The following is a 14,251-nucleotide window of genomic DNA, read 5'->3' as shown; positions in this document are numbered from 1 at the left end:
CTCCAGAATGTCTTTCAGCAGCCAGATGTGTGATTGCTTTCAGCCAAGGCAATCATTTCTTTACAACACCACGTCACTTACTTTTTCCTTCATCGAAATTGAACTGTCAAAGTTTAAATTACTAAAAAAAAATGAGAAAGTCAAGGTTTCTCATTAATAAAAAGCAAGATAGTTTCTTTTTTTTCAACTTCATTTTAAACTGACCAACATAGAATTAATTTAACAACTAAATTTATATTTTAAAATAAAGAGGAGCGTTTTAAAAATGACAGATGTTAGAATTGGAAAATCTCGTGTTTATGCAACGGATTTAGGCTTAGGAACCAATGCAGTCGGTGGTCATAATTTATTTAAGGGTTTAGCTGATGAAACTGGTAAAGAAGTGGTCCGAACTGCGCTACGAAATGGTTTGACGTTACTGGACACAGCTTTTATCTATGGTCTTGGTAGATCAGAAGAATTAATTGGTGAGGTTTTACAAGAAGCTGAATTCGACCGAGCAAAAGTAATCATTGCTACCAAAGCTGCACAAGATTTATCACAAGACGGTGCGCCAAATAACTCACCAGAATTTTTAACAAACGCTGTTGAATCAGCTTTAGAAAGATTACAAACCAATTATATCGATATTTTTTACATCCACTTCCCTGATGAAGCAACCAATAAGCGTGAAGCAGTTGCAGCTTTACATGAATTAAAAGAGGCCGGTAAGATTCGAGCCATCGGTGTCTCTAACTTTTCTTTGGAACAAATTAAAGAAGCTAACTTAGATGGTCATGTAAATGTCGTCGAAGATCATTATAATTTGGTTCATCGAGAACTTGAAAATGAAGTTCTTCCTTATTTACAAGAAAAAAACATCGCTTTTATTCCTTACTTTCCATTGGCCTCAGGATTGTTAACGGGAAAATATAGTCAAACAGATACTTTTGCTAAAAATGGTAAGAACGGTAATCCTGACTTTCAAGGTGAAAGATTCCAACAGATTGTTTCCAAAGTTGATCAACTAAAACCGATTGCCAAAAATTATGATGCAACTGTTGCACAATTGGTTTTGGCTTGGTATTTAAAAAATCCAGCGATTGCTGCTGTTATTCCAGGTGCTAAAAAACCGGAACAAGTTTCAGCCAATGCCCAAGCCGTGGATATTCGTTTATCAAATATCGACTACGATTTAATCAATCAATTGTTCCAATAATCCAAGTAAAAGTGATTCGAAATGATTTTGAATCGCTTTTTTTTTGACTTTCGATTAAACTATTATAAAAAGGAGCTGATAATTTTGGCAGATATTCAAATTGGTAAATCTCAGGTTTATGCTTCAGATTTAGGTTTAGGTACAAATGCGGTTGGGGGACACAACCTGTATCCTAACTTGAGTGACGAAACAGGAAAAGAAGTGGTTCGAGTAGCTTTACGTAATGGAATTACTTTATTAGATACTGCTTTTTCTTATGGTCACGGACACTCTGAAGAATTAATTGGAGAAGTCCTACAAGAAGAAGAATTTGATCGTGCCCGGGCGATCGTTGCAACCAAAGCAGCCCACGATCCCAAACAAGATTTCAAATTTAACAATAGTCCAGAATTTTTAAGAAATGCTGTAGAAGAAGCTTTACAAAGATTGCAAACAAACTATTTAGACATCTTTTATATTCATTTTCCAGATGAAAACACCGATAAACGTGAAGCAGTTAAAACCTTGCATGAATTAAAAGAAGCCGGAAAAATCCGCGCCATTGGTGTCTCGAACTTTTCTCTAGAACAATTAAAAGAAGCCAATACTGATGGCTATGTAGATATTGTTGAAGACCGTTACAGTTTAATACATCGAGAACATGAGAAAGATTTATTCCCCTATTTAGAAAAACACCATATTAGTTTTGTCCCTTACTATCCGTTAGATTCTGGTTTGCTTACTGGAAAATATGATCAAGAAGCAACTTTTCCTGCGAGTGATTTACGTAGTAAAAATCCCGACTTCAAAGGAGAACGCTTTAAAGAAATTATTACTAAAGTAGATCAATTAAAACCAATCGCAAAAAACTACGATGCCACAGTTACACAACTTGTTTTAGCTTGGTATATGAAACATCCACAAATTGGTATCGTGATTCCTGGTGCTAAGACACCTGATCAAGTTGAAGCCAATGCAAAAGCTGTTGACTTGCATTTATCACAGGCTGATTTTGATAAAATCAACCAAATATTTAAATAAGCAAATAGCGATGACGAAAAGTTGAACGTCATCGCTATTTTTTAATTGACTACATTTTTTGGCGTATCTTTTAAAAAGTTATCTAGATTGTCGACAGCTATATCCATCAAACGTTTGCGAGCTTCAGTTGGTGACCAAGCAATGTGCGGCGTAATTACCGCATTTTTGGCTTTTAATAATGGATTATCTGCTTGGATTGGTTCACTAGAAACAACATCCACACCGAGCGCAGAGATTTTCCCAGTATTTAAAGCTTCAGTTACCGCTTGTTCATCCAACAAACCACCCCGAGCAGTATTAATCACAATAACATCATTTTTCATTTGGTCAATCGCTGCAGTATTAATCATCTGAGTGGTTTCAGGAGTCTGAGGAATATGCAAACTAACAATATCTGCTTTACTATATAATTCGGCTAAAGACACTTGTCGATCACCAATATTTTTAGGTGTCTTCTCACGATGATTATAATAAATCACTTCCATTGAAAAACCATGAGCAATTTTCGCCACGGCTTGACCAATTGCCCCATAACCGATAATTCCAATAGTTTTCCCACTTAACTCTAAAGTAGGCGCTAAAAAATAAGTGAAATCTAAACTTTTTTGCCAATCTCCTTGATGAACGGAATGATCATGTAAACCTACACGACTTGCAATCTCCAATAATAAAGCAAAAGTAAATTGTGCGACAGCATCTGTTCCGTAAGTCGGAATATTGGTCACTGGAATATTTCTCTTGCGTGCGGCCTCAATGTCTACCACATTAAATCCTGTGGCGTTGACGCCAATGTACTTTAAATGAGAGGCTTTTTCAATCACTTCTGCAGATAAAATCACTTTATTTACTAGGACTATTTCTGCATCCCCGATTCGCTCTAAAATAGTTTGCTCATTTTGTGGTGTGCGATCATAAATCGTCACCTCACCTAATTTTTCAAAGCCGGCCCAACTTAAGTCGCCTGGATTTAGTCCATGACCATCTAATACAATAATTTTCATACTCAAACCTCTTTTTTGGTTTATTATAACAAAAAAAGAGTTTAAAGCACTCGGCTCAAACTCTTTTTCCTAGCTTAAAATTACCTTTCCTGTTAAAAACTCTTCACATCTGCTAACTGGTGGCTGATTTCCGTATTCTAGCGATGTTCATCATTTAGTATTTTTAAGCGACAGATTTATTAATACGCCCGAGCAATCCAAACCGTATGTTTCGCTGGTTTGCCAGAAACGATATCAACCGTTTTTTCAACTGGTGGATTGAATGGAATATTTCGTGTTGTAAAGCCAGTTTCTTCTTTAATTTTGGCTTCGGTTTCTTCTGTCCCATCCCAACCAATTAACACAAATCCTGGTGTTTCACCAGCTGTCTTAGATTTTTCAATGTGGGCTTTTAATTCATCTAAAGTATCTACATCAGTATGCTCATTTTCAGCATAACGAACATTAGCACTTTCAAATAACCGTTTTTGCATAATATCTAATTGTTCTGTTACGTAATTTGTTAACTCATTTAGAGAAACTGACTCTTTGTCGGCCAAATCACGCATTTTCACGACAACTTGATTATTTTCTAAATCTCTAGGACCAAATTCTACTCGTAATGGTGCACCTTTTAATTCCCACTCATTAAATTTATAACCTGGTGTATTATCAGTTTCATCAATTCTCACACGTAATCCTGTATCTTGTAATTGTGCTTTGATTTCTTTTAATTTATCTAAGATTGCTGGATTTTTTTGCCAAGGACCAACTGGAACTAAAATAACTTGAGTTGGTGCCACTTTTGGTGGTAATACCAAGCCTTGCTCATCTCCATGAACCATGATTAATGCGCCAATTAAACGAGTAGAAATACCCCATGATGTTGTATAAACAAAATCATGTTCGTTATTACGATTTAAGAATTTAATATCAAAAGCTTCCGCAAAATTTTGACCTAAATAGTGTGACGTTCCTGCTTGAACTGCTTTACCATCTCGCATCATTGCTTCAACAGAATAAGTATCCACCGCACCAGCAAATCGTTCAGATGGTGTTTTTTGACCACGATAAACTGGAATAGCCAACGTGTCTTCAATCAAAGTTGCATAAGCTTCTAAAATTGACATTGTCCGACGACGCGCATCTTCTTCAGTTTCGTGAGCTGTATGACCTTCTTGCCATAAAAATTCAGAGGTCCGTAAAAATGGCATAGTTTTCTTTTCCCAACGGAAAACATTGGCCCATTGATTAATTTCTAATGGTAAATCACGATAAGAATTCACCCAATTAGAAAAAGCATCACCAATTAACGTTTCAGAAGTTGGACGTAACGCATAAGGTTCTTCTAATTCTTCATCACCAACACGAGTTAACCATGGTAGTTCTGGTGCAAAACCTTCCACGTGTTCTTCTTCTTTTTCTAAGAAATGTTTAGGAATCAACATTGGAAAATAAACATTGCGGATATCTTGCGTCCGTAAATATTTGTTGAAATCATCTTGGATATGCTGCCACAATTCAAAACCATCTGGTTTAAAAATGATACATCCTCGAACAGGTGAATAATCCATCAAATCAGCTTTTTGGATAGTTTGCAAATACCATTTTGAAAAATCTTCTCTTTGTAAATCTGACATATTGTCTCCTCCTAAAATAAAATTGCCAATAAAAAAACCGCTCCGTCCTCACGTAAATGTAAGGACGAAACGGATAATTTCGCGGTACCACCTTGCTTGATCAAAACTTATTTGATCCAACTTTCAGCTCTATTAACGCTAGAGTCACGTATTGTTTTCACAATAGGCTTCTTTGGTAGGTTCATAAATTTCAGTGGGTGTGTTGATCTTTCAGCCGGTGAATCAACTCTCTGCTACCGTAAAAATTTATTACTAATCCAAATGCTTGTTCTTATACTAACTAGATTTATTTAAAATTGCAAGAGAAAAATAAAATTTTTTTAATCTTCAGGAACATAACGCTCTTCTAAACGGCTCATCCACCAGCCTAAACCAGCACCTAAAATACACAATACACCACAGGCAAAGAAGGCCAAAAAGCTAAATCCTGCATAATCTGTCGGTACAATCATTACTGTCGATGCAAAAACAATTCCTAGAATAAAATGGAACATCGGTGCATAGTATCTCGCAAAAACCCAATCCATTACTTTAGATAGACTTAGTACCACGACTAATCCACCAATACCAATCGGAATAATCACGCCTAAATCAATTGTCTTAAAACCATCAGCCATCGCTTTATACATCCCCATATAAACTAAAAAGTTTGAAGGGCTCAGTCCAGGTACAATTAAACCTAAACCAATCAAGCCGCCAGCAATCATCCAAGTGAAAAAGCTTTGATCCACTTCACCAAATAAGCTAGAGCCTTGCCATAAAAATAAAAAGCCAACTACAAAACTCACGACTAAAATAATCATATCTTTCGTATCGCGACCTTTTTTCCCCGCTTCTTTCCACAATGCCGGCACAGTTCCAATAATACAACCCACAAAAAACCATAGCATAATAGTCTCAAAGGAACCAAGTAAAAAACTGACCGCAAAAGATAAAACAAAAACCCCAGTCAAGCCACCTAAACCTACTGGAATAAAAAATAAAACATTTTCTTTAAAATTTCGCGTTATATGGGCTAAAAAAGAAATAATTCGTTCATAAATACCAAAAACTGCCGCCAATGCCCCGCCACTGATTCCCGGTAAAATAAAACCTGAACCGATAAACATCCCTTTAACAAAACGTAATATCCAACTACCTACATTTTTTTCAGACCGTGCCTGCTTTTCCATTTAATAAAAATCTCCTTCTCTCTTCGTCATCTAAAATAGTTTAACGATAAAGAAAGGAGGAGACAAGTTATTTTTTAGTTGGTTTAATTTTTTTATAAAATTCTATAAGCTTTCTTTAGGAAAATGAGCTAGTTTAGCTTGTCCTTCAAGTTCTTCTTCTATCCGTAAGAATTGATTGTATTTTTCTACGCGTTCACTACGGGCCATTGAACCCGTTTTGATTTGGCCAGCACTCAAAGCCACGGCAAAATCAGCAATAAATGTATCTCCTGTTTCGCCAGAACGATGAGAAATCATAGTAGTATAGCCATTTTCCCGTGCCATCCAAATCGTTTCGATTGATTCGGATACTGTTCCAATTTGATTTAATTTAATTAAAATAGAATTGGCAATACCATTTTTAATTCCGTCTGCAAAAATCTTCGGATTGGTGACAAATATGTCATCGCCTACTAATTGAATTTTATCTTTCATTGCCTCCGTCATTAATTTAAAACCGTCCCAGTCATGTTCAGAAAAACCATCTTCTATTGAAATAATAATCGGGTATTTTGCAACTAGATTTTGGTAATAAGTCAACATTTCAGCAGAAGATAATTCTTTGCCTTCGAATTTGTATTTTTTGCTAGCATCATCGTAAATTTCACTGGATGCTGGATCAATCGCTATGGCAATTTCTTCAATTGGTGTATAGCCAGCCGTTTCAATTGCTTCAATCAATGTTTCAATGGCTACCTCAGTTGAGGGTAATTTAGGAGCAAAGCCACCTTCATCACCAACCGCTGTTTCATAACCATTATTAGCTAAAATAGCTTTCAAAGTATGATAAATATTAGCAATTTTTTCCACACCATCGCGAAAGCTTTCACGTTTTACCGGCGTAATTAGAAATTCTTGCACATCAATTCCTGAATCTGCGTGAACCCCACCATTAATTACGTTAAAAAAGGGTTGTGGTAGCTCTAAATCTACACCACCTAAGTAACGATATAAAGGAATATTTTTGCTCGCTGCGGCAGCTCTAGCTACTGCCATTGATACACCTAAAATCGCATTAGCACCTAAACGACTTTTGTTATCCGTTCCATCCAGATCAATCATAATTTGATCAATTACAGCTTGATCAAAAGGTCTTTTACCGATCAAAGCATTTTTAATTTCTGTATTTACATTGTCTACGGCTTTTAACACACCTTTACCTTGCAAGCGACTACCGCCATCTCTTAATTCAACTGCTTCACGGTCCCCAGTTGAGGCACCGCTAGGAACTTCAGCACGACCTAACGTCCCATCTGTTAATATAATATCGACTTCGACAGTTGGATTTCCTCTTGAATCAAAAATTTCCCGAGCTTTTACATTTTCAATAACTGTTGACATGATAATTCCTCCTTATTTTTGCAAACAAAAAAACACCTATCGAAAGGTAAATTTTTTTGTAAGCAGACAAAAAAACTTAACTTGCAATAGGTGTCATCAGCTTTGCAGCGGTTATAGGGGAACACCATCCCTTTGATTAAATAAGAATATACACTTATTTCAAAAAACAATCAAATAATAACTATTTTAAATTTTTGTAGGCACGATTCAGGAATTCTTGCCGTTCGTCTGAAGAAATCGTACCAATTAAATCCAAATGATGCCAAGCTACTTTTTTCACACCCACATCCTTTAGCGTAGTAATCAGCTGGTGACGATAACTATCATTGCAACGTTCTTTCAGACTTTCAGTCGATTGTTCTGATGTTGAAAATACAACTGCTGAATCAATCTTCAATAGCGGCTGAATCCCATTTCCTTCATCATAAAAAGCAAATTGATTTAGCAAAATCTTATCTAAAAAACCTTTCAAACTTGCTGGTGTAGCATACCACCAAACAGGAAAAATAATTATTAACTGCTGTGTATCTTTCAATATTTCCATGTATTTTTCAATCAATGGATCTAATACTTTTCCTGCTTGATAAACAGCCAACTCATTTTCTGTCATAACAGGATTAAACCGATCAGCATTTAGGTCAATTACTTGATAATCTTTTTTATCAGTGATTAAATGGCTGATTAAATTTTCTTTGATTTGGTGATTAAAACTTTTTTGATAAGGATGATCAATTAAGATTGTGGTTGTCATCATGACGCCTCCTACATAATGGAAATATTTTGATAAAAGTCTGTTCCAAATTTAAAATTTTTTCATTTACATAATACTAATTTTACAAAAAAAGAGTGTTAAACTTTATTTCAGTTTAACACTCTTAAATACAATATTGAATGATTCGTTGCCTATTTGCTTAAACGTTCTACGTCGCGGGCAATCATTACTTCTTCATCAGTCGGAATCACGTAAACTTTTACGCGAGAGTCAGCTGTTGAGATTTCTGCTTCTTTACCATGAATTTTTTTGTTTAATTCTTTGTCGATTTCAACACCAAACCAAGACATATTTGCTGTAACCATGTCGCGAACTAAGTCAGCATTTTCACCAACGCCAGCAGTAAAGACGATTGCATCTACACCATCCATTACTGAAATATATTGCGCAATATATTTACGAATCCGATCAGTATAAATTTCCATTGCTAAAATGGCATCTTCATTTCCTTCAGCGTATGCATCTTCGATATCACGCATATCACTTGATAAACCAGTAATTCCTAAAACACCAGATTTTTTATTTAAGATATCGATCATTTCGTTAATGTTAGCAATGCCTTCTTTTTCCATAATGTATGGTAATAGAGAAGCATCCACATCACCAGAACGAGTTCCCATTGTTAAACCTGCAAGTGGCGTGAAGCCCATTGAAGTATCAACAGATTTCCCACCTAAAACAGCAGCGATTGAACCACCATTTCCGATATGTGCTGTGATAATTTTAGTTTCTGCCAAAGGTTTGCCTAATAATTCTGCCGCTCTTTCGGACACATAACGATGGCTTGTTCCGTGGAAACCATATTTACGAGCAGCGTATTTTTCATAATATTCTTTTGGCAAGCTGTACATATAATTTACTTTAGGCATTGTTGCGTGGAATGACGTATCAAACACAGCCACACTTGTAATGTTTGGTAAAATATTTCTGAAAGCTTTGATTCCCATCGCATTGGCTGGGTTGTGTAATGGAGCAAATTCACTTAATTCTTCGATTTTTGCTAAGACATCGTCGTCAATTACGACTGAATCTTTAAAGTATTCTCCACCTGCTACGACACGGTGGCCAACGCCAGTAATTTCATCAAATGAACCAATGATTTTTAAATCAATTAGTTTATCTAACAGCATTTGAACAGCAATTTCATGATCTTTAATGTCTAGTGTTTGATTAAATTTTTCACCTTCGCCATATTTGATTGTGAAGATTGAATCATTGATTCCAATTCTTTCGACGATCCCTTTGGCGATTACGGTTTCCTCAGGCATTTGGTATAACTGCCATTTCAAACTAGAACTTCCGGCATTGATTGCAATTGTCTTTGACATTTTAAGTAAACTCTCCTTTGTTTTTTTACTATAAATTAGAGGATTTCCATTCCTCGAATTCGCTGAAAAATTGTGACACTTTGGCAGGATCTTTTAGCGTAGGTAATTTTACCAACAAGACTTTTTTGGCTTGTTCTGCTAACGCTCCTGGTTTTTGCAATATAACAATACTTTTTCTTGAATGGACTGACTGGAATAATTCATCTGGTAATTGGATAATACCTTGTAAATAAACTTTCTCTTTCAGCCATTTCTGTAACAAGGGGCCTTGTTCTGCCTCCAAAAAGTTACTTGGAACTAAAAACAAACCATAGCCATTGTTTTTCACATAATTCATCCCTTGTTCTAACAATAGATGATGGGCATAACTGTGATCTTTGGTGGCATGAGTGATAAATGATGCTGCCTTTTCATCGTGTGGATAAAATCCAACGGGCAAATCTGCCACAGCAAAATCAACTGGGTCCACCAATAAATCTTGCAAGCTATCTTGATGAAATAATTCCAACTCAGTTTCGCTTAACAAACTGTCAGAAGCTGCGATAGCCAATAAAGTTTCATCAATATCGACCCCAATACCATGTACATTGTACTGTGCTAATTGTAGATTAATCAAAATAGTTAACAATAAATTTCCCATACCAACGGCAACATCTAGCACCCGCAAGTTTTCTGCTTTATTTTTTGTTAACTGCTCAATCAGAAACACAAATAAAAACCCAATACTATCAGGTGTTAACTGATGATTAGGTTGTAATTGTTCCCCTCTAGCACCTTTTAACAATAATAATTGACTTAACTTACGCCATTCCTCACTACTTAAATCCAACGCTAAAATTTCTTGATAAACTTTTTCAACCCGCGAAACAATTTCTGCATTAGGTTGGCCGTCCACTATTCGGACTTTGGCATTGTCTACCAAATTCTCTGCATTTTCGATATAGGCGTCAAAAAAAGAAGTGTCTAATCCTTGTTGCAACTGAGAAATTGTGCTTTCCATCAAAGAAAAAGCCTGCTCAATTTTTTCTGTATCCATCTTACACCTCACAAAAAATATATAACACCTTCGATACCTGTTTTATTTTAGCTGAGTTTTCAAAAAATATCAATCGCTTTCTTGATTGTTAAATAAAAGTTTCTTTCCTGTTTAATCTGTTAAACAGACTATACTAATTTTCTGCATTATTCGATACAGCCTCGTAAAAAAGATATTGTTTGTCTTTTAATTTTACTACGATTACTAATTTTTGTCCGTTCCTATGATAAACAAGTTCCCCCAGATTAAAAGTCCATTCTCCACTTTCTTGTGGCAAATTGGGATAATCAATTAAAAATAATTCTTTTGCCGTTTTTCCTTGATACAGTTTTTGACTTTGATGATTAAAATCTATCGTTTCTTGGTAACTAGTTAGTAATTGTAATGCTAAAAAACTAAACAAGAAAAGCACCAGCATCACCGTCAGCAGAATACCTCCGGGATATGATGTAACTGTCTTTTTTGACCAAATTGTCTGTAAATGTGACTTCAAAGAATATTTCCGCTCCTTCTTGTTGGCAAGTGAATTTTTTTACGTCAGTCAGTAATGGCTGATGCCCATTATTTTTACTTTTGGCGATTTTTTTATTTACCAAATAAATTTTGACGCTCTTTTCTTCCTCCATTCCCAAAATTTGATTTCTCTCAACACGATTAATTTCAACTTCTTCCAATTCATTTTCCAGCTGTAACAAAAAAACTTGCCATTCTCTTTCGTTATGACTGGAGACAACTTTTTCAGTTTGTTGGACATGCTTAAACAAGCCACTGATTAAAAGTAATAAACCACTCAACATCAAAAGTGCCACTAAACATTCTATCAAAGTGAATCCTTTATTCTTTGCCAATCTTAGCTGTCCCTTTTTCCACCCAACAATTCTCTGCTGAACCTTGAACATTGTCATCTCCTATCTCTCCGGTAATACGCAAACGACGACTCGCCATATAAAGACTGCGATAATCTGCCAACTGCTGCATTTGAGATTCTTGATTTATCTGAAGCTTGACTGATAAATCCAAATAACCAAAGACAATTACACAAAGAATCCCTAAAGCAACGACACTTTCTATTAAAATATAACCCTTACTTCCTTTCAAAACGTCCACTTCCTAGCATGAATTGATAAATGATTTGTTTATCCGTGCTTAATTGTTTGAAAATAATATTCGAAAAACTGCCGGGACTTTTAGAAATTGAAATGTTTCCTGTACCGCTTTTAAAATAGATGGTATAGCTATTATTTAATAACCGAATATCCTCGGGTAAACTAATATTTTTTTTAGCTTCTGGATCGTTGGCAATCATGAAAATGAGTTCTTGGTTCTCTTTGGAAAGATAAACGGATGATCGAGTTCCCTGGGTAATGGCCAATTGTTGAAAATGTAACAGGGATTTTTCAATTCGATAAAAAAAGAAATTTTGTGTGAGCTTACTATGCCATTTTCCAATCGCTAACGTTGGTAACAAGACAAAGCTAGTTACAACAAATAAAACCAGTAGCATCTCAAATAAAGTAAAACCTTGACGCTTAATCATTTCTTATTTTCCTGATAAATTTTGTACTGCTTAGCATCCACATAATTAGGGACCAAATCACCTTCGCTTGGACTCTGACCATCATGTTCCATTTCATATAATTGAATTTGTGTTTCCACTACTTTTACAACGGCAGCATTATTTTTTTCTTCAGCCATTTTTCGTTGCTCCATGATTTTTGGTACAAACAGTAACAATAATAGACTGATCACAAATAAAACAACCAACATTTCTAAAAGCGTAAAGCCTTTTTGTATTCTTTTCACTAAAAACCCTCCAATCCGCTAGTTATAGGTAATAACATAGCCACATAAATACTGACAATCAACACAGCAACAAACAAAAAAATTAGTGGCTGTAACCAGGAAATCATCCATTCAATACGACTAAATAACCGTTGCCAAATAATTTCACTATAAATCAATAATTCCTTACCTAAATTTCCACGGGCTTGTCCTTGCAATATGATTTGACTAAATTCTTGTGTCAAAAACGGATATTTTTTTATTTGTTCCGGTAACGACTGGCCGTTATTTAAAGCCGTTTGTAAATCTTCGGCTAAATCTTTCATCAGCGAATCACGATCGGTTACCAATAAACATTGAATGATTTGAATTAGTTCCAAACCTTGATTAAATAATTTCCCCCACTCTAAAGCAAAATATGCTGAGTAATAATCTCGATGCAAACTACCAATTAGCGGAAATTTCGATAGTCTAGTATAACGGGCTAAATAACTTTGTTTTTTTCTGTTCTGTCTAAAATATAATGTAAAGCAAAAGCCACAAAATATAATAACGAAAATCAATATTGGAAAATCATGAATAAATAAGACTGCTAGACTACCTTGTTGAATCATGCCACTAGCCAATAACTCAGGTAATAAGAAAAAACGCATACTTAAAAGAATCAAAACTAAGAAAAGTAATAATAATAGTGGATAAGAAATTGCTTTAATAAAATTGTTTCGCTGTTTTTCTAGTAAATCCATTTGTTGACCAATACCAATCAATGTAGCAGGTAAATCGCCATGAATTTGAGCCAATTCTAGTTGTAAAAGTTGATCTTTACTATAAGATAATTGCTTTAATATACTCGCCAGTGATTCACCAGCACTTAAATCTGCCTCGACTCTTGTAATTAACTTAGAATCAAACAATTTACCTGTTTGAAAAAAACCTAAGGCCTGAGACAGACTAAAGCCATTGTTCAATAATTCTCCTAAAAGTAGAACAAATTTTTTTTGATCTTTTTTAGTCATTTTTTGTTTCAAAAGCTTTCAGTCCTTCCTCCCAAGATGCAGCAACGCCAGTGTTTAAAAACTCGTAAGCCAACATTAAGCCGACTTCATTTGTTGCTATCGGCAATAATTCCTGATAAACAACTCCTTTTAGCACTTCTTTTAGCAGATCGGTTTCCCCACCTAATTCATATGCACGGGCAGTTGCTCCTGCTAAATCTTTGGCGTGAATCGTGGCAAAAACACAATGTCCTGTCAAAGCGGCACGAACAGCTGCCTGAATCGTTTTAGTATCGCGAATTTCGCCAATAATTAAAATATCTGGATGGTGACGCAAGGATAGTTTGATTAATTCATCGTAGTCTTGATTGATTTTGTCATTAATTTGAAGCTGTAGAAAATGATCCACTTCGATCTCTACCGGATCTTCAATCGTAATCACCTGCCCCTCCATTTCTTGGGCTAGTTTATACATTAAAGTGGTCTTTCCTGAGCCAACTGGTCCACTAAATAAAAATAAGCCGCGACCGGCAATTTGTTGTTGGATGATCGTTAATTGTTCCGGCACACAATAATTTTCTTGGCTCACCCCAAAAGTATGCAAAAAGCGAATCACTAAACTTTCCCTTTGACGATAATCACCGACACTAGACAACCGTAAGCGCTGCGGACCCTTCAATAAAGGATAAGTAGTTGCCCCAAATTGTGTTTTACGATGCTCACTTACGTCCATTTCACCAATGTATTTAAAGCGACTAATTAATTGTTTGCCTTGATCTAGAGAAATTTTTTCTCGATTAAAATAAAAAGGACCTTTGCGAAAATAAATTTCATAATAGTCGTTACCAGGTTTAATGTAAAAATCTTGCATTTGGTTATCTGTACCATAAGCAATCAATTCATCTGAATAAAGTTCAACTGACATTTGCTTCACCTCTATAAAAAAAT

The 14,251-nt window shown here is 35.4% G+C and carries 16 protein-coding genes, 1 riboswitch and 1 other annotated feature; of the genes, 2 read left to right on the top strand and 14 right to left on the bottom strand.

Annotation, left to right across the window (positions count from 1 at the left end):
- The first annotated feature begins 265 nt into the window (after window positions 1-265).
- On the top strand, window positions 266-1,198 hold the full coding sequence (locus ID741_RS08270) for an aldo/keto reductase (RefSeq protein ID WP_438719693.1): 933 nt from the start codon (window positions 266-268) through the stop codon (window positions 1,196-1,198).
- 84 nt (window positions 1,199-1,282) lie between these two features.
- Window positions 1,283-2,218 (top strand): aldo/keto reductase, encoded by a 936-nt coding sequence (locus ID741_RS08265; RefSeq protein WP_218326781.1) that lies wholly within the window; start codon window positions 1,283-1,285, stop codon window positions 2,216-2,218.
- 41 nt (window positions 2,219-2,259) lie between these two features.
- Here ID741_RS08265 and ID741_RS08260 read toward each other — a convergent pair whose 3' ends face one another.
- The 14 genes from ID741_RS08260 to comGA form a co-directional block, all read right to left on the bottom strand.
- Complete coding sequence (locus tag ID741_RS08260; protein WP_438719692.1) at window positions 2,260-3,219, bottom strand: D-2-hydroxyacid dehydrogenase; 960 nt, start codon at window positions 3,217-3,219, stop codon at window positions 2,260-2,262.
- 179 nt (window positions 3,220-3,398) lie between these two features.
- Window positions 3,399-4,838, bottom strand: coding sequence for a proline--tRNA ligase (gene proS / locus ID741_RS08255; RefSeq protein WP_438719691.1), 1,440 nt, complete (start codon window positions 4,836-4,838; stop codon window positions 3,399-3,401).
- A gap of 57 nt (window positions 4,839-4,895) precedes the next feature.
- Window positions 4,896-5,113, bottom strand: a binding site (T-box leader).
- A gap of 45 nt (window positions 5,114-5,158) precedes the next feature.
- Window positions 5,159-6,010 (bottom strand): DUF368 domain-containing protein, encoded by an 852-nt coding sequence (locus ID741_RS08250; protein WP_438719690.1) that lies wholly within the window; start codon window positions 6,008-6,010, stop codon window positions 5,159-5,161.
- Between the two features lie 102 nt (window positions 6,011-6,112).
- Entirely contained in the window at window positions 6,113-7,390 is a 1,278-nt protein-coding gene (eno, locus tag ID741_RS08245) for a phosphopyruvate hydratase (protein ID WP_438719689.1), read from the bottom strand.
- Window positions 7,391-7,470: 80 nt separating this feature from the next.
- A riboswitch (Fluoride riboswitch) is annotated at window positions 7,471-7,531 on the bottom strand.
- 40 nt (window positions 7,532-7,571) lie between these two features.
- Window positions 7,572-8,141 carry an NAD(P)H-dependent oxidoreductase gene (locus ID741_RS08240; protein ID WP_438719688.1) on the bottom strand — a complete coding sequence of 190 codons (570 nt, stop codon included), beginning with the start codon at window positions 8,139-8,141 and terminating at the stop codon, window positions 7,572-7,574.
- Between the two features lie 152 nt (window positions 8,142-8,293).
- The gene (locus ID741_RS08235; RefSeq protein ID WP_438719687.1) at window positions 8,294-9,490 is read right to left on the bottom strand and encodes an acetate kinase; all 1,197 of its coding nucleotides are present in this window, start codon (window positions 9,488-9,490) and stop codon (window positions 8,294-8,296) included.
- Between the two features lie 28 nt (window positions 9,491-9,518).
- Window positions 9,519-10,526 carry a class I SAM-dependent methyltransferase gene (locus ID741_RS08230; protein ID WP_438719686.1) on the bottom strand — a complete coding sequence of 336 codons (1,008 nt, stop codon included), beginning with the start codon at window positions 10,524-10,526 and terminating at the stop codon, window positions 9,519-9,521.
- A gap of 133 nt (window positions 10,527-10,659) precedes the next feature.
- Window positions 10,660-10,938, bottom strand: a complete 279-nt coding sequence (gene comGG / locus ID741_RS08225) for a competence type IV pilus minor pilin ComGG (protein ID WP_438720456.1) — start codon at window positions 10,936-10,938, stop codon at window positions 10,660-10,662.
- A complete protein-coding gene (comGF, locus tag ID741_RS08220; protein ID WP_218326789.1) occupies window positions 10,922-11,374 on the bottom strand; it encodes a competence type IV pilus minor pilin ComGF in 453 nt (150 codons plus the stop codon). Before comGF ends, comGG begins: the two co-directional genes overlap by 17 nt.
- Complete coding sequence (comGE, locus tag ID741_RS08215; RefSeq protein ID WP_438719685.1) at window positions 11,361-11,624, bottom strand: competence type IV pilus minor pilin ComGE; 264 nt, start codon at window positions 11,622-11,624, stop codon at window positions 11,361-11,363. Before comGE ends, comGF begins: the two co-directional genes overlap by 14 nt.
- Window positions 11,611-12,063, bottom strand: a complete 453-nt coding sequence (gene comGD / locus ID741_RS08210) for a competence type IV pilus minor pilin ComGD (RefSeq protein ID WP_218326791.1) — start codon at window positions 12,061-12,063, stop codon at window positions 11,611-11,613. The genes comGE and comGD overlap by 14 nt, the downstream gene beginning before the upstream one ends.
- Window positions 12,060-12,329 carry a competence type IV pilus major pilin ComGC gene (comGC, locus tag ID741_RS08205; RefSeq protein ID WP_218326792.1) on the bottom strand — a complete coding sequence of 90 codons (270 nt, stop codon included), beginning with the start codon at window positions 12,327-12,329 and terminating at the stop codon, window positions 12,060-12,062. Before comGC ends, comGD begins: the two co-directional genes overlap by 4 nt.
- Window positions 12,329-13,336, bottom strand: coding sequence for a competence type IV pilus assembly protein ComGB (comGB, locus tag ID741_RS08200; RefSeq protein ID WP_438719684.1), 1,008 nt, complete (start codon window positions 13,334-13,336; stop codon window positions 12,329-12,331). The genes comGC and comGB overlap by 1 nt, the downstream gene beginning before the upstream one ends.
- Window positions 13,317-14,228, bottom strand: a complete 912-nt coding sequence (gene comGA, locus ID741_RS08195; RefSeq protein ID WP_438719683.1) for a competence type IV pilus ATPase ComGA — start codon at window positions 14,226-14,228, stop codon at window positions 13,317-13,319. Before comGA ends, comGB begins: the two co-directional genes overlap by 20 nt.
- Between the last annotated feature and the right edge of the window lie 23 nt (window positions 14,229-14,251).

Origin of the sequence: Enterococcus sp. AZ103, from assembly GCF_051714685.1 — a bacterium.
Classification (GTDB): domain Bacteria; phylum Bacillota; class Bacilli; order Lactobacillales; family Enterococcaceae; genus Enterococcus_A; species Enterococcus_A alishanensis.
This window is presented reverse-complemented; position numbering and strand designations above follow the sequence as displayed.